Genomic DNA, 20445 nt, shown 5'->3' with positions numbered 1-20445 from the left:
TGCAAGATGAATAATATCCGACAGCCTCGAAAGGCTGCCGGATATTATCGTTTTATGGAGAAATCCTCATAGCCTTTTTGAGATGTCTCCTTATGCACCATGATATCCTCCACATAAATGGAACGGTTCAAACCGTCTTGTAACTTCTGGATAAAATCATCCACTTTGCGATCAGAGCCTTCAACCTCCAGTTCAACACTTCCGTCTTGTTTGTTTTTGACCCATCCAGTCAGCCCCATTTTCTGCGCCTCCTGCTGGGCTGAATACCGAAATCCTACTCCTTGAACTTTTCCTCTGACGATCAGTTGTTTATTCATTCAAATCAACTCCTTCTTCAGTTCTATTTCCTCGCATATCATTTTAAAACGTTCCTATGTCTTTACATAGTCGAACTGTGTTCAGTCAATACTAGTACTATATAACAATAAAGCGAACCAATAAAGGAGCTACTGTCAATGGAAGACCATCAACTGCCAAACAATCCAGAAACATACTGGAGAGATAGTATTGAGCTTCCCACATTCCCCCCATTGGAGGAATCCATTTCCGTGGATGTTGCGATTGCAGGCGCTGGTATTACAGGTATTACTGCCGCCTATCTACTTTCCAGTCAGAATATAAAAGTGGCTGTTTTGGATGCTGATCAAATACTTAATGGTACTACTGGGCACACCACGGCGAAAATCACTGCTCAGCATGGACTCATTTACGATGAGTTCATCCAACATTTCGGGGAGGAAGTTGCCAGCAAATACTATCAGGCTGCAGAAGAAGCTAAAGAGCTGATTAAACAAAATATTGAGAAGCATCAGATCGAATGTGACTTCCAGACGGAAGATGCTTATATCTATACGAACGAGGACTCCTATGTCCAACAGTTACAGAAGGAGAAGGAAGCATATGATAAACTGGGAATTCCAGGAGAACTGACGGATCATCTGCCCTTGAATCTCGCTGTGAAATCGGCATTGATGATGAAAAATCAAGCTCAATTCCATCCGCTCAAATACCTTAAGGCTCTTACCGAACTATGCATAGAGCAAGGTGTGAAATTTTATGAAAATACCGTAGCAACTGATGTAGAGTATAATAATCAACCAGCTATTCTGACGAAAGATGGCCACCGGATCACATGCAAGAATATCATAGCAGCTACCCATTTTCCTTTTCAGGATAAGCGAGGTCTTTATTTTGCAAGGATGTACGCGGAAAGGGCCTATGTTTTAGGTATCAAAACAAGTCAAAAATACCCTGGAGGTATGTACATTAACGCCGAATCACCGACGAGATCTATACGTTCTACCACATTTAATGGAGAAAAATTATGGTTGATCAGTGGTGAAAATCACAAAACTGGGCAAGGCAAACCGACCATGGAACATTACAATGCTTTGCAAGCGTTTTCCGAAGAAAATTTTGATATGGAAGAAGTGGTATATAGGTGGTCTGCACAGGATTTGACCACATTGGATAAAATTCCATACGTTGGTTCATTGGAAAAAGATCAGGACCATATTCTCATTGCTACCGGCTATAGAAAATGGGGTATGACCAACGGAACGATAGCAGCGAAAATTCTTACAGATAAAATCTTAAAGAAGGAAAACGCGTATGCAGAAATTTATCAGCCATCCAGATTCAAGGGGCATCCTGGAATTAGGGAATTTGCCCAAATCAATGCAGATGTAGTAAAACATATGGTGCGGGGCAAGATGGAACAAAGGGAACGGAAGATAGATGAATTATTAGCTGATGATGCTGCGGTTATTCGAATCAACGGTCAACGTGCAGGTGCGTATAAGGATAAGGAAGAAAATCTGCATGTTGTCGACACCACATGTACACATATGGGGTGTGAAGTCGAATGGAATTCCGGTGATCGTACGTGGGACTGTCCGTGTCATGGTTCCAGATTTTCCTATACTGGAGACGTTATCGAAGGACCCGCTCAAAAACCTTTGAAGAAGATTGATCCTTGATGATGTTAATAACAGAGTTGAGGTCATAAAAAAAACATGCTGATATGAAATGAATATATCAGCATGTTTTTTTATCTAATATCTCAATATCACTAGTATACTTAGTTATAGAGACAAAAAAATCGTTTTCTCACATAACTTCCGATAATAAATATTATGTAAACTAGAAAATAATTTAAAAATATGGGGCATCTTGTCGGTCATAAACCTTCCCCCTCTCTACACCAAACAAACAGCGGAATCATGTCGCATTCCCGCTGTTTGTTTAACTTATTTGATTAGAACATTCGTGTAATCGCTTGATATGCTTTATTACTCACAGATTCTCCGACTTGAATTTGGTTGATAACATTACCTTCAGCCAAGCTTTCCAGTGTCCATAATAAATGTGGCAGATCAATTCGATTCATAGTCAAACATGGACACATATGCGGATTCAAAGAAAAAACTTCCTTATCCTTGTGTTGGCTCATCAGGCGGTTCACCAGATTCATCTCCGTCCCGACAGCCCATTTGGTCCCAGGCTCTGCATTTTCAATGGTCTCTATAATATATTTGGTCGACCCTGCATAGTCGGCACCTTCCACTACTTCTCTGCTGCATTCCGGATGGACAATTACATTTACCGCAGGATCCGCATGACGGGTTTGCTCTATGTTATAGACACTGAAATTGGCATGTACAGAGCAATGCCCTTTCCAGAGGATGATTTTTACATTTTTTAGATCGCCCTCGTATTCAAAGCAATCTTTTATTGGATCCCATACTGCCATCTCCTCTGGTTTTATTCCCAGTTCACGTGCGGTATTTCTCCCCAAATGCTGATCGGGCAGGAATAACACCCTCTCTTTCTGTGTGAGTGCCCATTCCAGCATGTGCCGGGCATTTGATGAAGTTACCGTCGCACCCCCATTATCTCCGACAAATGCTTTGATGTCAGCACTTGAATTAATATACGTCAGAGGTATAATGGTATCGCCGAATTCTTGCTGCATCACTTCCCAACCTCGCTCTGTCTGTGTAATATTTGCCATATCAGCTAGGGAACAGCCAGCCCGCATGTCTGGTAGAATAACTTTCGTTTCATCTGCTGTTAGAATATCTGCTGTCTCGGCCATGAAGTGGACACCGCAGAACACAATGAATTCAGCTTTCGCTTGATCGGCGGATACTTGGGCAAGCTTAAGCGAATCACCTGTTGTATCTGCAAACTGGATAACTTCATCCTTTTGATAATGGTGGCCTGGAATGAATAGTTTCTCCCCCATTCTCCTCTTTATTTTCAGGATGCGATTTTCCATCTCTTCTACTTGCATGGTCTTATAATGCTCTGGCAGCATGCTGCTGTTCTTGTTTTGTAGCATTTCCATTACGCTCATTTTTTCTCCCCCTCATTTACTTGAAAACTGATGTCCAATGCTTTTGCGGAATGTGTCAAAAATCCCAGGGATATATAGTTGACATTTGTATCTGCATAGAAAGGCAAATCTTCCGGAGTAATGCCGCCGGAGGCTTCGGTAATGATGGATTTTGGGACAAGTGCTGCAAATTCCTTCACTTCCTTCGGACTCCGATTATCAAACATGATGACATCTGCCCCCGCTTCTACTGCTTCGATGACTTCTGCCTTTGTCTCTGTTTCCACTTCTATCTTCATCATATGACCTGTCTTCTGCCGAGCTGTCCGGACAGCTTTGGTAATGGATCCGCAATAAGAAATATGGTTATCCTTAATCATCATTCCATCGTATAATCCGTACCGGTGATTTTTGCCTCCACCTGTCGTAACTGCATATTTTTCAAACATTCTAAGGCCCGGTGTCGTCTTTCGGGTATCATAAAGATGAATGGAAGGATCATTCAGAAGGGATATACATTTACTGGTTAATGTAGCAATGCCGCTCATACGCTGTATCAAATTCAAAATTACTCTCTCACCTGCAAGCAGCTGGGATACCGGGCCAGTAATTTCTGCAATCGTTTCCCCTGCCTGCACCCTTTCCCCATCCCTGGTGTATGTAGTAACTTCAATGGCCGGATCGAGCAAATGGTAGGCACTACCGATAACCTGAAGGCCTGAAATTACACCGTCTTCTCTTGCAAGAATCAATCCGTTTCCTTGTTGATTGTCAGGAAAGATGGACCTGCTAGTTATATCCGTGTGTCCAATGTCTTCCATTAGAAAATGCTTAAGATGTTCCCGCAACGCCAATGAATTCAATGTTCTTCCCTCCTATACTGGTTCCACTATATTTTCTGATATGTGCCTGATGATTTCTTTCCTTCCTGCATGCTGGACTGGTACTGGGTAATCCGCTCGGAAGTGGCTGCCAATGCTTGCATTTCTTTCTAAAGCCGAAGTGGTAATCAGCCAGGAGACTGTCAACATGTTGATCGTTTCGATTTCATCTTTGGTCAAGGTCAGCTGATTGATATGCAGGAAATCAAATTGTTCCAGCCAATTCTTCATTTCTTCTAAACCTTGTCGAGTCCTTATAACCCCTACATTTTTGGACATTCTTTCTGAGATCTCCTGTTTGTCGGGAAGACTTGCAGTGTGGTGGTCTACGTTCAGAGAGTCATTTGTATTAGCTGGCATTTTTGTCCTTTTCTCTAAGATTCTTTCTGCCGTCCTGTTACCAAAGACCATTGCTTCCAAAAGGGAATTACTAGCGATTCGATTGGCGCCATGCACCCCCGTGCAGGCTGTTTCCCCAACTGCAAACAATCCGTCAATTGAGGTTTCCCCATTGCTGTCAGCTTTAATTCCACCCATCAAGAAGTGTGCCGCGGGGATAACTGGCAGTAATTGTCCGGCGGGGTCGAGACCATATCTTTTGCATAATTGGTGAATGGTCGGAAAACGTCTGGAGAAATGTCTCACAGGAGAGATATTTAAAAAGACATCTTCTCCCCGCTCCATTTCGTTGAAAATCGTTCTGGCTACAATATCACGTGGTGCCAGATCTTTATGCTCATGAACCCCCTCCATGATTCGGTTCCCTTGGCGATCTTGAAGAAATGCTCCCTCCCCGCGCACCGCCTCTGAAATCAATCCAATCGCCCGTTTGTTTTGATACAATACGGTTGGATGAAATTGAATAAATTCCATATCTGTCAAGAGTGCTCCCGCCCGGTAAGCCATCGCTATACCATCACCAGTTATAGTAGAATCATTGGAATTATATGTATAAACTTGGCCGCACCCCCCTGTCGCGATAATAGTGGCAGGAGCCTGATATTGACGTATTTCTCCATCTGCACATGTAGCGTGAACACCGATACAGTGTCCATTCTGGATCATTAAATCAACAGCCATCTCGTATTCTCTTATCTCTACTTTCTCTTTCAGAAGAGATAACATAAAAGAAACGAGAGCTTTCCCTGTCGCATCCCCACCTGCGTGCAGGATTCTTCTCTTTAAATGGCCTCCTTCCTTAGCCAAGTCCAAATTACCGTCCGTCCCCTTGTCAAAGTGCATCCCTTCTTTTATTAATTCAGTTATGGTGCTGACCCCCTGTTTTGTTAATTGTTCGAGATTTTTGGAGAGGTTATGAAAAGCTCCGGCATTCATCGTGTCCGTGAAATGTTGCTGCCAATCATCGTCTGCCGCAATGGCCGCAGCCACTCCTCCCTGCGCTTGATATGAGTTGCTGTCTTTGTCTTGTGACTTTGTGAACAAAATCACATTTCTGTCCAAACTTAAACGTCCTGCAGCGGTCAGTGCTGCCAAGCCGCTACCAATTATAATTACGTCATAGACTTGCATGATACACCTCCCATTGAGTTGTTATTTATTTTAGTATATACAGGTGTCTTGACATATATATTTACATAAGTTTACTATATTAGCAAGTCAATTCTAAAAATTTTTTGAGGAGTATGGCAAATGATATATTTGGATTATGCAGCAACGACACCAGTATCGAATGAAGCAATCGATTCATATATAAAAGCTTCCAAGGATTATTTTGGCAATCCTAGCAGTTTACATGATACCGGGTCCCACTCCCTCCAGCTTCTGGAAATGTGCCGTAGTGAGTTGTCACGGCTTCTCAATGGTGACCAGGATGGTTTTTATTTTACCGGTAGTGGTTCAGAGGCAAACGTTTTAGCTCTTCTATCTTTGATGGAAGCCCATAAACACAAAGGAAACCATATAATTACCAGCCACGGCGAACATTCATCCGTTCGACATTTCTTTCAAAGAATGGAAAATAAAGGGTTTGAAATCACCTATCTGCCTACCGATGAAACCGGAAGAGTACGCATACTAGACTTGGAAGCTGCTGTAAAATCAACAACCATACTTGTGTCCATACAATTTGTGAATGCAGAAATAGGAACCATCCAGCCAATTGGGGAAATTGGTGAACTATTGGATCAACGAGGGGTGATCTTTCATTGTGATGCTGTGCAGGCTTTTGGTAAAATGGATATTAATATTCACCAATTGAAAATTGACAGCTTATCTGTATCCAGCCATAAAATATACGGGCCTAAAGGAGTAGGAGCCGCTTATATCGCTCCTAAAGTAAAATGGATTCCCACCATTCCTTCTACAACACATGAAAAAGGATTCAGACCTGGAACAGTCAATGTACCAGGTATCGCTGCATTCATTGCCGCCGCAGAGTCTGTATATACGAAGATGGCACAAGAAAACCAGCGAATCAGCAGTCTGCGTGCTGAGATGGTTGATCTATTGACAGCCCTGCCTGTTCCTATATACATAGAAGGTTCGTCTGACCATTGCCTGGCTCATATTCTCGGTTTCCGCATAGGAGGGATGGAAGGACAGTATGCCATGCTTGAATGCAACCGGCATGGAGTAGCTATTTCTACCGGCAGCGCATGTCAATCTGGCAATCAGGAGCCATCTTCCACCCTTTTAGCATTAGGAAGGTCGAATTTGGAAGCAAAGCAACTAATACGTCTATCTTTTGGTGAACACACCACGAGAAATGACATACATACAGCAGCAGAGGTATTTAAAATGCTGACGGAAGAGTATTTTTCTGCGATAAGGAGATGATTGGAATATGAAAGAACAGATCAAAATGTCCAGCAGGATGAGGCATGAATTGATTATTGAGATGCTCAAACAATCATCAAAGCCAATTACCGGGAGTGAATTTGCCAAACGAGCAAATGTCAGCAGACAAGTGATTGTACAGGATGTGTCCATTCTTAAGGCCAAAAATGAACCAATCATTGCAACCAGCCAAGGGTATTTCTATATGAGCCAAGCTGCTGACAAAGAGACACAGCGCAAAGTCGTCGTCTGCAAACATGTACCTGAACAAACGCTGGATGAGCTCTATCATATCGTGGATCATGGCGTGACAGTGAAGGATGTGATTGTGGAACATCCCGTATATGGTGACTTGACCGCTTCTTTGCGGGTGAGCAATCGAAAAGAGGCAGATGAATTTGTAAGGCGGATACAGGATACAGAAGCTGCGTATTTATTGACACTGACCGATGGTATACATCTTCATACCTTAGAAGCAGATTCCATGGGGAAAATCGAGTCCGCTTGCAAGGATCTTGACGATGCAGGAATACTTTTTTCCCAATAGTATATGTTTCTTGAATTACTTGATCTTCATTTAAAAACCCCGACATCAATAAGATGCCGGGGTTTTTAATTAGTCCTCAAATAGGTCCATACTCAAATAACGCTCTCCGGAATCCGGAGCGATGCAAACAACCTGTTTACCCTTTCCAATATTTTTGGCCACATTGATAGCTGCATAGATGGCCGCAGCACCGGAAGGACCCACAAAGATTCCCTCCATTCTGGCCAGCTTTCTCAAAATCCCGATGGCCTGATCGTCTTCTATCCGGATAATTTCATTGTATACTTCAGTATTGAGGATATCCGGAACAAATCCAGGACTCGTACCAACCAGCTTATGCTTTCCCGGTTGCCCCCCGGAAAGGACGGGAGATCCTTCAGGTTCCACGACAGCAACATGCAAATCCGGAAGTTTTTCGCGTAAAGCCTCACCGGTTCCCGTAACAGTTCCACCGGTTCCTGCTGTGCATACAAAGGCATCCAGCTTTCCATCCATCTGCTCATAAATTTCCAATGCAGTAGTGGTACGATGGATATCCGGGTTGGCTGTGTTCTCGAATTGCTGGGGAATAAAGCTTCCCGGGATTTCCTTCTGGAGTTCAAGCGCCTTTCGAATGGCCCCTGGCATCTTTTCTTCACTAGGAGTCAGTACAACCTCAGCCCCATATGCCTTGAGGATATTCCGTCTCTCCATTGTGCTGTTATCAGGCATCACCATAATCGCTTTATAACCTTTGGCAGATGCATTCATAGCAAGCCCGATGCCTGTATTTCCGCTTGTCGGCTCAATGATCGTAGCCCCTGGTTCGATTAATCCTTCTTCCTCTGCCACCTTAATCATATTGAAGGCAGCTCTATCCTTTACGCTCTTACTTGGGTTGAATGCCTCCAATTTGACATATACATCGGCTGCTTCTTCAGGGACAATTCTATTTAACTTCACCAATGGGGTTTGACCGATAAGTTCTGTAACATTATTAACGACTCTCATACGTTATCCCTCATTCCTGTTTTATTTTTTTCTGATTTCTAAATCGGGGTTTTGTCGGATCAGTTCATCGATGAATTCTTTTTCCTGGTTCGGTGAGACGGACACGATATTATATCTGCCCGAATAGATTTCCAAGCGGTGACGGGACAGGGCTGGAGCAGCAAATATACTTTTTACTTTCCTGATTTCGATGATCTGGTCGATGTTGACTTTTAGCCTGATGGGGCCATATCTGATAATTAAGAGGTTGTTTTGGATTATGTAGCCAGTACGGAACCAGAACCATAATAACAATAAGGAGAACGGCAGCACAAATATTGCCCCGGACAGATAACCCCTTATTAAAGGAGTAGCAACACCAATGACAGCTATTCCCCACATCAAAGCTGTTAACCAGTGGTCTTTTTTGGATGGGAAGTACATCACATTCTCCTTACACATAGAATACATCAATTATATATCACCTGACGGGTTTTACCAAAATATTTAATCGGAGAACTTGGATTTAAAAAAGCCGCTTCCCAGTGGGAATACGGCTTTTTTCCTTATTGTTCATCCAGACGTTTTAATGCTTCTACTGCCGGTCCATCGATCACTTCACCGGTTGCGGTGAACCTGGACCCATGGCATGGACAGTCCCAAGTAGAATTGCCGTCATTCCACTCCACACCACAACCTAAGTGGGTGCAAGTGAGATCCAGCATATGAAGATTCCCTTCACCATCGCGATAAGCACCTACATCCTTTCCGTCCACTTTTAGAACGGCTCCCTGCTCTTTCTTCAGATCCTCCGGCTTTTCAGGACGTGTATAAGTCTCGTACTCATCAGGGTTGTGATTCGATCTTTCATTATCTTGCATACTGCCGATGTTGCGTTGTGGGGAGAATAGTTCCTGATAAGGGTTTTCTTTCCCTTCGACTAAATCAGCCAGCAATTTTCCGCCCACAGCTGCGTTAGCCAATCCCCATTTCCCAAAGCCGGTTGCAGTATATATACCATCCTCCTGTGGATTAAGCAAACCTACGAAAGGCATTCGGTCTGGAGAAATATAGTCATGAGAGAACCAGCGGTAAACTATTTCTTCTTCACCAAAGTTCTCCTTTGCGTAAGTGGCAAGCTTTTCATAACGTTGCTCGCTGGATGTCCCATCCCCGACTGGATGGCTCTCTCCACCCACGAGAATATAGTCTTCTCCCTCTTTATTCATTTTCCTTAATGTTCTTCTTGGAAGGTCTGTGTTGATATACATTCCGTCAGGGAATTCATTCAGCTCATTGTTCACTTTAAGGGCAAGTGCATATGAGCCCTCCGGATTTAAGTTTCCCGAGTAGAATTTATCCGGTTCATGGATTGGAAAATGAGTAGCTACAATTACCTGATTACTTGTGACTTTATAACCCTGTTCTGAATGGCAAAGGATATGGTCTTTGTTCTCTATCTCTACTACTCTTGTGTAGTCATATATTTTTGCGTCAAGTTGAACAAGTTCTCCCAATAAACCATTCAAGAATTTCATCGGATGGAACTGTGCTTGGTTCCGCATCATAAGTGCTGCTTCAATATCCAAGCTTAATGGCAGGTCTTCCAAGAAGTCCCCCTCTATTCCCAACTTTTCATAGGCATCCAATTCTTTCATTAATTTGCTGCGATTCTCTTCCTCTTGGGTAAACACAAATGCTTCCTGTTCTTCTAAGTCGCATTCGATCTGCAACTCTTCGGAGAGCTGTTTGATCAAGGCAATTCCTTCCATGTTCGCTTGATAATATAGTTTCGCCCAGTCCTGCCCATATCGGTTGATCAGTTCATCGTAGACCAGATTATGTTGGGCAGTGAGTTTCGCTGTCGTATTTCCGGTGGTACCATTGACAAGTTCCCGTGCTTCAAGCAGAGCAACTTTTTTCCCGCGCTTTGCCAATAAGTATGCTGCCGTGATACCTGCTATACCACCTCCAACGATTGCTACATCTACATTTATATTTTCATCTAGTTGCTTGTATTTCAACTGATCGGCTGTGGCGCGCCAAAATGATTGGGTCTGATTTGGCAATGAGGTGTTCTTTTGCTGTGACAATGGTATTACCTCCTTATGAATATATCTTTAATACTAGTAACCTGAATAAAGATAGGGTAAACCTCACCCCTTGTTTAGAAGGTTCAGCAACCGTCTTCGCAAGCCGTCGATATAACCTCCGCTAAGAATGCCTTCTGCTCCCCTGAGGATCTCTTCAGCGTATTTTGGTGTAGGAGCTGTCTCTTTCTGTTTTTCCATTCCAATAAAAGTCAAAGTATCAACGATTTGCCCTGACTTCAGTTCAACTTGTACAACAGCAGGACGATAAGCATTCGAGTATACTCCCTCCCGTTGGTACAAATAGTCAATCGCTTCCATTGGTACCTTATATACAATTCCTTCCACCTGTTCACCAAATGATTCGATGATATCCGCCTTACCGCCGTCATTGGAGGATCTGGATAACCGAAAACCGTGATTGTGAAGCAAAGCTTTTCCGATTGAATCATTAAAATGTTGGTCTACCTTTGCCAGCTTAAAACGCTCATCATCCATGCAGGAGCCGTAGGCAAAATAAAAGAGGTCCTCTCTCATTAAATAGCGGTAGACTTTCCAATCTCCTAAAGGGATGGATCTTGCTGTTTCTCGAACAGCATCTTTATAGAGCGGAACTATTACCTCGAAAGATTGGGCCCTGTCATTGTAAGCTGTCCATTCTATCAATCCACCGATTGATGAGTCAGTTCTGATTGTCTGCAGTTGATCAATGGTCACCTTATACATCTCTCCATAGACTCTCTGGAGTGGGTCCTCTTTAAGTAGTGGCCAGCCGTTCCCTGTATCCTCCAGTTTCCCATACACCCATGCATGAAGAGATACGCAATCTGCTCCTTTTAGTCGCTCGTGTAATTCTTCTCCTCTTCGCAGTCTTCCATAGACAAACAACCGATGCATTCAAATCTCCCCCTCCAAAGATTTATATTACGCTATACCCTTTACCTATATTGTAAATGCTACCCCGCGTCGCATATACCCCCTCCTTTCGATAGAATACACCTATGGGGTATGAGGAATACGGGTGGTGGGTATATTGACGGGGTGCGGGGGTATATCGATTAGAGGCTGGGGTATTTATTTGTGCCATATTGTTTAAAGGGAATAAAAAAAGATGGCCTGGTTAAGGCCACCTTTAGTGCTTGATTTATGAATTATATGAGTTTCTCCAGATTCCTGAATTCCAATTCCTGGAATTTTTCCTCGACTTTTCTTTTATCATACTGCCAGACTGCTGATTCCAACTCACAACCAACGGGAACATCGCATTTAATCTCAGCAAGATTTCGGGAAAGATGAAGCATTTCTAGATTATTACGGATCTTTGACTGGACTCCTTTCGGAAGAGAGTCAAGATTTTCAAGCAAATCTTCAATTGTTGTGTATTCTTCCAAGAGTTTCCGTGCGGTTTTCTCCCCAATTCCTTTTACACCAGGATAATTGTCGGAAGGATCCCCCATTAAGGCTTTCAGATCAACTATCTGATTGGGCAATAAGCCTTTTTTATCATAGAAATTCTCGTGGCTGTATACATCATAATTCCCCTGCCCTTTCTTCATGATCGCTACTTGTATTCCTTTATCAACCAGCTGCAGGATATCCTGGTCGCCTGTCAAAACAAGGACATCATTCTCTTCCTTGTACATATTCGCCAATGTACCGATACAATCGTCTGCTTCAAAGTTTTCTATACCGATGTTAGGCATATCGAATGAGGCAACCACTTCTTTAACCAAATCAAATTGTGGCAAGAGTTCTACAGGTGGTTCATCCCTATTCGCTTTATATCCTTCATATAACTCCGTCCGGAATGTTCTGCTTCCCATATCCCAGCAGCATATCATATGTGTAGGCTGAAATCTGTCAGCAGCATCCAACATATATCTTAGAAACTGATACACGCCATTCGTAGGAATACCTTTGCTTGTTTTCATGAAATTCCCCCGAAAGGAAGTGGCAAAAAATCCCCGAAACAATAAAGCCATTCCATCTACTAACATTATCTTCTGTCTATCCATTTTGTTGCTACACCTCTAATTAAGTTTTTTGCTGATTTCCCTGAGGACTTTTTCTTTATCCTTGAGACGGTCCAAGTCTACAGGAGCATTCATCATTTCCAAATGGTTGTTCAGATGCTGTTCTGCATACGACTTTGCTGTCTGTTTGAAATGATCAACTCTGTTTTTCCATGCTGTGCAATAATGCTTTTCCATCTTCGTTCTATTATGATCGAGGTATTGTTGGGCATATGGCTCAAGTTCTTGATAGATTTTGTCCTTCATCATTTCTTTCTCATTCTTTACAAAGAATGCCTTTGTTCCATTATAACCCGCCAGAATATGTTTAAATTCGGCAGGCTTGAGCTGACTGAAAGCCTGCTTATAAGAAGGTGTTTCTATTTCCTGTTCACCTGCTTCAGGTAGAAAGAAAGTCCCATCAATTTTTTCTAAATCCTTGGCAAGTGAATCATGACTCTCTTTTTCTAAAGTACGAAGGAATGATTCAATCCTTAAAGAGACAGCCTGTACCTCTTGAAGCAGCTCATACCCTGAGTAATCCAGCAATTTTTGGAGGCTTTGTTTCAGTTGTTCTTGTGCTTTCCTGCCGGATTCTGTGATGGTTGTAGGATTGAACATCTCCTTGAACATATCATGGAAGCGGATCGACAACCGCTCAAGTACATAGTAAATCTGTTTTTCTACTTTCTGAGCTATCTTGGTCTCGTCCAGGCTCGTATCCCATTCATTTATTGTCTCATTAATTAACTCCATATTCGAGCGAAGCTTTTCTTTACGTGCCTTTCTTTCCTTTTCATTTAAGCTTAAGGATTCTACATAGTGGTTAAGTGTACGATATGCATGATAAACATCCATAGCTGCAGATTGAATCGTAAGCCGTTGGAGATCTTGGCTGATGAACTGATGAAATCTCTCTTCAAATTCACGAATCTGCGAATTCAGCTTGGTGCCATCTTGCTTTTCTTTTAAAGAGCGTTTGCTTGATACAGGGAATAGCCTTGGGAAGCGAATGCCCAACTCTACCAGTTGCTCTTCCACATAGTTTGTTACCATGCTCAATTCTTCTTCATCTGCCGCCAAATCAGCTGCATTGACGATAAAGAACATTTTATCGAGTTCAAAGGCCTCTTTTACTCTACCCAGCTGCATTAGGAAGTCTTTATCCGCACGAGAGAGAGCATGATTGTAATATGTCACATACAAAATGGCATCTGCGTGTTTAATATAGTCGAAAGCGACATTTGTATGCCTTGCATTCACAGAATCTGCTCCAGGTGTATCCACTAGGGTGATCCCTTGTCTTGTTAAGGAAGAATCAAAGTATAAATCAATTGATTCAATATAGCAAGCCTTCGTTTCATCCGTTACATAGGCTGAAAACTCATCCAATGTAATGTCGACCTGGTTGCCAATACGATCTTTTATTTGGCTATATCCCCTCAGCATTGCTGTCAAATAAGACTGATACATACTGTCCAGTTTGTTGTTGCGATGAATTCCCTCTTTTTCAATCCATTCCAGCAGTTCCTCTGTCTTTTTATCCTCCGGCTGAAAGATCTTGGTCATCAAAAGGAGATCGTTTTTAATGGCCTCATGGTCTTTGATTTTAACGGTGACGGTGCCATGGGGATGATCTTTCGTCACAGGGCGGATCCGGTTGACAGCTGCTGTTGTCGGGTTGGGAGAGACAGGCAGGGCCTGCTGTCCGAGTAAAGCATTCGCAAATGATGATTTACCGGCACTGAATGCTCCGAATAAAGCAATGGTAAAGGATCTATCGGTTAATCGATTCTGTTTGCTCCTCAGATCATCTATATGACCTTGAAATCCTGGTAGTCCATTGATTGTTTGTATTGTCTTTTCTATATCCTGCAATACATCATGCACCGAAAGTGTGTCATCCCTCTCTGTACTAATGTCTGTCATTTCCCTGTCGGGTGTATTTTGAGAGATAGTCTGTTGTTCTTCCACCTCATCCGGCTGGAGGAATTCTTGGTTACTGGTCAACGTGCCTTCGATCAGCTCCCAATCCTCCCTGTCGGTTGCAGGTGCCTGCAACTGTGCTTCCAGATGATGTAATTGTTCATCAAGTTCCTTTTTCAGCCTATGCTGTTCTTCCTCTATATGTTTCTGCTTTTTCAGCTTTTCTATCTTCTGCTTCAAGTCTTCAGTCGTTTTTCTGTTCTTTTCTACTATGGCATCCCTGAGTGATGGGAGCAATTTCAAAAACTTTTGCTTAAATTTACTCTTGATATCTGCTCCTACATCATTAGTATAGTTGAGTAAATAATCTCCAGTTACTTTCGCTCCAGGTTTAATCAACCTTTCTGCATCCCCAGGACGATAGGCAACAGTGATTTCCTGGATTGTCTGGTCTATATTACTTTCATTTACCCCATACTCTTTTACTAACCGGGCGAATTTATCCCGAAGTTTCCACTGAATTGCTGTTTCAGCATTTTTATTAAGTGCTCCTATAAATCTTTCAGCCCTCGCCTGACGTTCTTCCTGCGTCTTTTTTTTCGAATTGAAAAGACCTATTTTAAAATCACTTTGTTGGGACTCTAAATAGAGTCTGGCCGTTTCACGAAGATCGGCAGGCATCAAATAGGCATTTTTTAAGGTTTGCTGCATCTCCTGTTGAAAGGCTTTTTCCAACTGTTCAGCTTCAGCCTCGGTCTCCTCCAGTTTGGATTCCCATTCTTCAAGCTCTCCCATTTCTGCGTCGTTTTCCCCCTCGGGAAGCTGATCTTCGTATCGCTTGATTAACTCTTTCTTGTGATCTGCCACCACTTGTTTGACGGAGTGTTCGATATGAAAAAAGGAATCTTTCTTCTTCATTACTTGTTTAACCGATGTCTTAATGTCCTCTACCTCATTATGAGGAGCATTGGGATCGAACAAGGAAGAATAATAGATTCGACTTGGCTGCAATCCCCATTGTCTGAACGTATCAGTAACACTCGTGTGGAATTGTTCGAAAGGTATTTCCTGTTCATCATGTTTGTCCACCTGGTTGATGATTACGTAATATGGAATTTCTTTCTGCTGTAAGGATCGCAGAAAATGTAAATTCACTTCCGACTGTACATGGTTGTAATCCATGACGTAATAAAGGACATCTACTAAATGCAGAGAGGATTCGGTCATGATCCGATCTGCATCATCTGCTGCATCAATTCCCGGAGTGTCGACGAACGATACGCCCGGCCGTACCAGCTCTTTTGCCGTGCTGATTTCAATCCGTTCAATAGCATCCTTATCTTTCGAGTATTCCTTGATCATGTCCATATCATATGGCTCTTGATATTCCACTGGATGATGACGCCGAAAGTAAACCCGCGCGGTTCCCTTTCCGGAACTGATTTTAACTACATTGGCACTGGTCGGGATGGGACTTTTCGGCAGAATATCAGCTCCGAGCAGATAATTGATCATAGAAGATTTGCCTGCAGAGAAATGCCCTGCAAAACTGATGACCAATTCTTCATTTTTCAGCTTCTCATATAGTTCTCCTATTTTCTCAGCATTCAACCGATCTCCATGGTTCTTCATCACTTTATATAAAGCCACGAGCTGGTCAAGTTTGATTCTTGGTCTTATAGCATCTTTAACTGGCAACGTTTTCATTTCCTTTCCTGATTTGTCAATATTCTATCGTTTTATTATACGAGAAACCTGTTGGTATTTCTACCTTCAATAGAAATCTTTGTTTACATAATAATATTATAGTAAATAAAGTTGACTGCAAAAAAACAAGCCCCGGCTCAACCAGAGCTAACAACTAAACCGGATATACCCCATGTTTTCTTTCCGTGAATTGGACATCCTTTCTCTTATACTCCTCGAAACGCATGATTAATTCTTTTCTTAATGCAGAAGGCTGTACAACAGCATCAATCACCATTTCCGATGCCAGCCGGTACACATCTATATTATTCTTATATTCTTCCTGTTTTTCTCGGACAAATGCCTCGCGTTCTTCATTTGGCAGTTCGGCAATTTTATTGGCATATACGGCGTTAACGGCCGCTTCAGGCCCCATCACAGCTATCTGGGCTGAGGGCAGGGCTATACAGCAATCAGGCTCAAAAGCAGGTCCAGCCATTGCATACAAACCAGCCCCGAAAGCTTTGCGCACAATAACGGAAATTTTTGGAACGGTGGCCTCACTCATAGCTGCAATCATTTTGGCACCATGCCGGATAATGCCCGCTCGTTCGACGTGCGTGCCAATCATAAATCCAGGAATATCAGCCAGAAATAATAGCGGTATATGAAAGGCATCACAGAGTTGGATGAATTTTGCTGCTTTATCGGCAGAATCTGGAAACAATACGCCCCCTTTTACTTTAGGTTGGTTTGCGATGACGCCTACTGACTTCCCATTTATTCTAGCAAAACCGGTGATAATTTCTTTGGCGAACTTTTTCTTTACTTCACAGAAACTCTCATCATCGATGAGATGATCGATCAAATGATACATATTGAATGGTGCATTTGGGTTTTCCGGAATCAGATCGGCAATGCTTCCGCTTATGTCCTTAATGCCTTTTGTGGCAACGTCCAGAGGTTTCTCCCGGAAGTTGGCAGGAAAATACGATAAATATCTGCGTGCATAGTTAATTGCTTCTCTCTCATTCTTTACAAGAACGTCACCTACTCCAGAAACAGTTGCATGCATTCTCGCTCCGCCCATTTCTTCCAGGCTCACTTTTTCCCCGATTACTTTTTCTGCCATTCTTGGAGAACCGAGATACATGGAAGCATTCCCGTCCACCATTATCACTACATCACAAAAAGCAGGGATATACGCTCCTCCTGCAGCAGAGGGGCCGAACAACAGACAGACCTGCGGTACTCTCCCTGAGAGTTTTATTTGATTATGGAAAATCCGGCCCGCCCCTCTTCTGCCAGGAAACATTTCTATTTGGTCTGTGATTCGTGCCCCGGCCGAATCCACCAAATAAAGTATTGGGAGTTCGAGTTTCATGGCGGTCTCCTGGATACGCAGTATTTTCTCGACCGTTTTTTCCCCCCAGGATCCTGCTTTAACGGTAGAATCATTTGCCATAACACAGACGGACTGACCGTTCACTGTGCCAATACCAGTAACTACACCATCGGCAGGAAGGGACTCATCCAGACAGTTTGCAAAAAAAGCATCTTCTATATCCAATCCTTCATCAAGGAGCAGTTCTAATCTCTCTCGAACAAAAAGCTTTCCCTGCTTTTTATTTTTCTCATGGTATTTTTCCCGTCCGCCTTGTTTGATTTCATCTGTCCTCTTTTGCAGATCGTCAATATATTTCATGGAATGACCTCCTGCCATTATTCTCCTTTATAAACCGGCTTCCTCTTCTCGTGGAATGCCTTTAACCCCTCGCGTCGGTCTGAAGAATACAGCGTTCCTTTATAGCTCAAATGTTCTATTGCCAAACCGGTAGAGATGTCTGTCTGCATCCCGTGATTAATGGCTGTTTTAGCCTCGCTGACAGCGATTGGGCCATTTTCAGCGATGGAAGCAGCAAGGGTTCCTGCTGACTCTAATAGATTACTCGGTTCTGTCACTTGCTCAATCAATCCCAGTTTGAGTGCTTCAAGAGCAGTAACCGGTTTGGCTGTATAAATCAGACGTTTGGCCTGCCCAATACCTATCAACCGTGGCAGGCGCTGGGTGCCTCCTGCACCTGGAATAATTGCCAAGGAAGTTTCGGTCAGTCCCATTTTGGCTTCTGATGATGCTAATCGGATATCACAGGCAAGTGCAAGTTCCAACCCTCCTCCGTAAGAGGCACCATTCATTGCAGCTATGACCGGCATTCTCATTTTTTCCACATTCCCAATGGTTTCACAGATATAGCTGACCGTTTGAATAACTTCTTGTTCTGACATTCCGCTTCTTTCTTTAAGGTCAGCTCCTGCACAAAAGGCCTTCTGACCTGCACCCGTGATAATTGTACAGTATACTCGGGAATCTCTGTTGATTTGACAGATTACTTCGTTCATCTCATCCAACAGTTCAGTCGACAAAGAATTTGCTGCTTTCGGTCTGTTCAAGGTGATCCGGGCGATATGCGCTTCCGTCACTTTCCACTCGACTAAAGCCATTATATCCTCCTTCTCCTGTAGAATGATGAACCCGTTTTAAATGTGCATTTGATAATCAGCTTCTACCCTGGCTCGATGACAATTAAGATATCGCCTTCGTTTACAAAATCCCCTTCGTTCACTTTAATCTCCTTGACAATCCCATCCTCTTCCGCTGTCAGAGGTATTTCCATTTTCATGGATTCGAGGATGACGATATCCTGATCTTCCTCCACAGTGTCTCCGATGCCGACAGTTATTTTCCAGACATTGCCGGCCATACTAGCTTTCAGCAACTGCATTCATATCCCCTCCTGTTTATTTCTGGCTATGGGATGATAATGGTCATCGATAAAGGAAGTCGTAGTCTGTCCTTTGATGAATGCCTCTGATTGTGCAACTTCCCGGAGCGTTCGCAGATTTGTCTTGATACCTTTGATTTCATATTGGTCGAGAGCTTCCTTTAATCGTTCGATAGCTGCCTCTCTCGTCTCCCCCTTCACGATAAGTTTCCCAATCATTGGGTCATAGAACGGTGTCACCTGATAGTTTTCGGTGACAGCGACTTCGTTACGTATATTTTCTCCATGGGGCGGTTGAAATCTATCTATATGACCGGGCGAGGGATAAAATGAAAGTGGATCCTCTGCATAAATTCGTGTCTCGATTGCATGTCCTTGAATTTGAAGCTGTTCTTGTCTGAACTGGAGTTTCTCTCCATTCGCTATATCTATCTGGGTCTTGACCAGATCAACACCTGTAATTTCTTCAGTAACTGGATGTTCTACTTGGATGCGGGTGTTCATTTCTAAAAAGTAGAATCTCTCCTGCTCATCCACCAAAAATTCTAATGTGCCGACATTTTCGTAACCTAATGCCTTTGCAGCCTTTACAGCTGCTTTCCCCATTTTTCTTCGGGTTTCTTCAGAAATAAATGGGGAGGGGGCTTCTTCTAGGACTTTTTGATTCCTCCTTTGAATAGAGCACTCCCGTTCAAACAGATGAACAACATTCCCGAATGAGTCGGCAATAATTTGTATCTCAATATGATGGGATTCAACAAGCTTCTTCTCCAGGAACATAGAGCCGTCCCCGAAAAACGCCTTTGCTCGTTTGGAGTTACTGGCGAATGCTTGCATCAATTCTTCATCATTGTTCACGGTTTGGAGTCCGATTCCGCCTCCACCTGCAGAAGCTTTCAACATGATCGGATAGCCGATTTTATTAGCACATCTGACGGCTTCTGCAGCAGAGGTTAAAACCCCTTCAGATCCTGGAAGTACTGGAACTCCTGCATTCTTCATAAGTTTCCTGGATATCGACTTATTCCCCATCTTTCTAATGATCTCCGTTGATGGTCCAATAAAGATGATTCCTTCCTGTCTGCACCTTTCAGCAAATGCCGGGTTTTCACTATGGAAGCCATATCCTGGATGAATAGCATCTGCTTTCAATTTCTTAGCGGCCTCCATGATTTTATCCATATTCATATAGCTTTCTTCCGCCCTTGATGGTCCGATTAAATAGCTTTCATCAGCTAAACGGACATGTGGGGCGTACTGGTCTGCTTCTGAATAAACAGCAATTGTGTGTATGTCCATGTCTTTGCACGTACGGATTATACGGCTGGCAATTTCTCCCCGGTTGGCGATCAACAGTCTCTTAATCATGGATATTGCCTCCCCTGATTCTTGTCCTTCATGCCCGCAGCCTGCCAATT

At 43.0% G+C, this 20445-nt stretch carries 17 protein-coding genes; 3 read left to right on the top strand and 14 right to left on the bottom strand.

Annotated elements, in window-relative coordinates; all coding sequences use genetic code 11:
- Positions 1–44 precede the first annotated feature (44 nt).
- A complete protein-coding gene (locus ACFOGI_RS01260) occupies positions 45–317 on the bottom strand; it encodes an acylphosphatase (protein WP_390267202.1) in 273 nt (90 codons plus the stop codon).
- A 138-nt stretch (positions 318–455) separates the two neighbouring features.
- Here ACFOGI_RS01260 and ACFOGI_RS01255 point away from each other — a divergent pair, with 138 nt between their 5' ends.
- The gene (locus ACFOGI_RS01255; protein ID WP_390267199.1) at positions 456–1979 is read left to right on the top strand and encodes an FAD-dependent oxidoreductase; all 1524 of its coding nucleotides are present in this window, start codon (positions 456–458) and stop codon (positions 1977–1979) included.
- A 278-nt stretch (positions 1980–2257) separates the two neighbouring features.
- Here the strand turns inward: ACFOGI_RS01255 and nadA are convergent, their stop codons facing one another.
- The 3 genes from nadA to nadB are packed head-to-tail and all read right to left on the bottom strand — an operon-like array spanning position 2258 to position 5748.
- On the bottom strand, positions 2258–3358 hold the full coding sequence (nadA, locus tag ACFOGI_RS01250; protein ID WP_390267196.1) for a quinolinate synthase NadA: 1101 nt from the start codon (positions 3356–3358) through the stop codon (positions 2258–2260).
- On the bottom strand, positions 3355–4200 hold the full coding sequence (gene nadC / locus ACFOGI_RS01245; protein ID WP_390267193.1) for a carboxylating nicotinate-nucleotide diphosphorylase: 846 nt from the start codon (positions 4198–4200) through the stop codon (positions 3355–3357). The genes nadA and nadC overlap by 4 nt, the downstream gene beginning before the upstream one ends.
- A gap of 12 nt (positions 4201–4212) precedes the next feature.
- Positions 4213–5748, bottom strand: coding sequence for an L-aspartate oxidase (gene nadB / locus ACFOGI_RS01240; protein ID WP_390267190.1), 1536 nt, complete (start codon positions 5746–5748; stop codon positions 4213–4215).
- Positions 5749–5868: 120 nt separating this feature from the next.
- Between nadB and ACFOGI_RS01235 the strand changes: the two genes are divergently transcribed.
- Both ACFOGI_RS01235 and ACFOGI_RS01230 read left to right on the top strand, forming a co-directional pair.
- Positions 5869–7014 carry an IscS subfamily cysteine desulfurase gene (locus tag ACFOGI_RS01235; RefSeq protein ID WP_390267187.1) on the top strand — a complete coding sequence of 382 codons (1146 nt, stop codon included), beginning with the start codon at positions 5869–5871 and terminating at the stop codon, positions 7012–7014.
- A gap of 7 nt (positions 7015–7021) precedes the next feature.
- Complete coding sequence (locus ACFOGI_RS01230) at positions 7022–7561, top strand: transcription repressor NadR (RefSeq protein ID WP_390267184.1); 540 nt, start codon at positions 7022–7024, stop codon at positions 7559–7561.
- Between the two features lie 69 nt (positions 7562–7630).
- Here the strand turns inward: ACFOGI_RS01230 and cysK are convergent, their stop codons facing one another.
- The 10 genes from cysK to ACFOGI_RS01180 all read right to left on the bottom strand — a co-directional run bounded on the left by cysK (position 7631) and on the right by ACFOGI_RS01180 (position 20395).
- On the bottom strand, positions 7631–8551 hold the full coding sequence (gene cysK, locus ACFOGI_RS01225) for a cysteine synthase A (RefSeq protein WP_390267181.1): 921 nt from the start codon (positions 8549–8551) through the stop codon (positions 7631–7633).
- 21 nt (positions 8552–8572) lie between these two features.
- Positions 8573–9001, bottom strand: coding sequence for a PH domain-containing protein (locus tag ACFOGI_RS01220; protein WP_390268050.1), 429 nt, complete (start codon positions 8999–9001; stop codon positions 8573–8575).
- 95 nt (positions 9002–9096) lie between these two features.
- Entirely contained in the window at positions 9097–10623 is a 1527-nt protein-coding gene (locus tag ACFOGI_RS01215; RefSeq protein WP_390267178.1) for an FAD-dependent oxidoreductase, read from the bottom strand.
- Positions 10624–10686: 63 nt separating this feature from the next.
- Positions 10687–11517, bottom strand: a complete 831-nt coding sequence (locus ACFOGI_RS01210; protein WP_390267175.1) for a gamma-glutamylcyclotransferase — start codon at positions 11515–11517, stop codon at positions 10687–10689.
- Between the two features lie 254 nt (positions 11518–11771).
- Positions 11772–12635: a 5'-3' exonuclease gene (locus ACFOGI_RS01205; RefSeq protein WP_390267172.1), complete on the bottom strand. Its 864-nt coding sequence runs from the start codon at positions 12633–12635 to the stop codon at positions 11772–11774.
- Positions 12636–12650: 15 nt separating this feature from the next.
- A complete protein-coding gene (locus tag ACFOGI_RS01200) occupies positions 12651–16265 on the bottom strand; it encodes a dynamin family protein (protein WP_390267169.1) in 3615 nt (1204 codons plus the stop codon).
- Between the two features lie 154 nt (positions 16266–16419).
- Positions 16420–17949, bottom strand: a complete 1530-nt coding sequence (locus ACFOGI_RS01195) for an acyl-CoA carboxylase subunit beta (protein ID WP_390267166.1) — start codon at positions 17947–17949, stop codon at positions 16420–16422.
- Between the two features lie 17 nt (positions 17950–17966).
- Positions 17967–18746 carry an enoyl-CoA hydratase gene (locus ACFOGI_RS01190; protein WP_390267163.1) on the bottom strand — a complete coding sequence of 260 codons (780 nt, stop codon included), beginning with the start codon at positions 18744–18746 and terminating at the stop codon, positions 17967–17969.
- 62 nt (positions 18747–18808) lie between these two features.
- The gene (locus ACFOGI_RS01185; protein WP_390267160.1) at positions 18809–19027 is read right to left on the bottom strand and encodes an acetyl-CoA carboxylase biotin carboxyl carrier protein subunit; all 219 of its coding nucleotides are present in this window, start codon (positions 19025–19027) and stop codon (positions 18809–18811) included.
- Positions 19028–20395: an acetyl-CoA carboxylase biotin carboxylase subunit gene (locus ACFOGI_RS01180; protein WP_390267157.1), complete on the bottom strand. Its 1368-nt coding sequence runs from the start codon at positions 20393–20395 to the stop codon at positions 19028–19030.
- Between the last annotated feature and the right edge of the window lie 50 nt (positions 20396–20445).

Source organism: Virgibacillus xinjiangensis (assembly GCF_042643145.1).
Lineage (GTDB): Bacteria > Bacillota > Bacilli > Bacillales > Amphibacillaceae > Virgibacillus_O > Virgibacillus_O xinjiangensis.
This window is presented reverse-complemented; position numbering and strand designations above follow the sequence as displayed.

Excerpts from the sequence above, each read along its gene's own strand:
- ACFOGI_RS01260 (WP_390267202.1), bottom strand. The coding sequence starts at position 317 with ATGAATAAACAACTGATCGTCAGAGGAAAAGTTCAAGGAGTAGGATTT.
- ACFOGI_RS01255 (WP_390267199.1), top strand. The coding sequence starts at position 456 with ATGGAAGACCATCAACTGCCAAACAATCCAGAAACATACTGGAGAGAT.
- nadA (WP_390267196.1), bottom strand. The coding sequence starts at position 3,358 with ATGAGCGTAATGGAAATGCTACAAAACAAGAACAGCAGCATGCTGCCA.
- nadB (WP_390267190.1), bottom strand. The coding sequence starts at position 5,748 with ATGCAAGTCTATGACGTAATTATAATTGGTAGCGGCTTGGCAGCACTG.
- ACFOGI_RS01235 (WP_390267187.1), top strand. The coding sequence starts at position 5,869 with ATGATATATTTGGATTATGCAGCAACGACACCAGTATCGAATGAAGCA.
- ACFOGI_RS01230 (WP_390267184.1), top strand. The coding sequence starts at position 7,022 with ATGAAAGAACAGATCAAAATGTCCAGCAGGATGAGGCATGAATTGATT.
- cysK (WP_390267181.1), bottom strand. The coding sequence starts at position 8,551 with ATGAGAGTCGTTAATAATGTTACAGAACTTATCGGTCAAACCCCATTG.
- ACFOGI_RS01220 (WP_390268050.1), bottom strand. The coding sequence starts at position 9,001 with ATGTATTCTATGTGTAAGGAGAATGTGATGTACTTCCCATCCAAAAAA.
- ACFOGI_RS01210 (WP_390267175.1), bottom strand. The coding sequence starts at position 11,517 with ATGCATCGGTTGTTTGTCTATGGAAGACTGCGAAGAGGAGAAGAATTA.
- ACFOGI_RS01205 (WP_390267172.1), bottom strand. The coding sequence starts at position 12,635 with ATGGATAGACAGAAGATAATGTTAGTAGATGGAATGGCTTTATTGTTT.
- ACFOGI_RS01200 (WP_390267169.1), bottom strand. The coding sequence starts at position 16,265 with ATGAAAACGTTGCCAGTTAAAGATGCTATAAGACCAAGAATCAAACTT.
- ACFOGI_RS01195 (WP_390267166.1), bottom strand. The coding sequence starts at position 17,949 with ATGAAATATATTGACGATCTGCAAAAGAGGACAGATGAAATCAAACAA.
- ACFOGI_RS01190 (WP_390267163.1), bottom strand. The coding sequence starts at position 18,746 with ATGGCTTTAGTCGAGTGGAAAGTGACGGAAGCGCATATCGCCCGGATC.
- ACFOGI_RS01185 (WP_390267160.1), bottom strand. The coding sequence starts at position 19,027 with ATGCAGTTGCTGAAAGCTAGTATGGCCGGCAATGTCTGGAAAATAACT.
- ACFOGI_RS01180 (WP_390267157.1), bottom strand. The coding sequence starts at position 20,395 with ATGATTAAGAGACTGTTGATCGCCAACCGGGGAGAAATTGCCAGCCGT.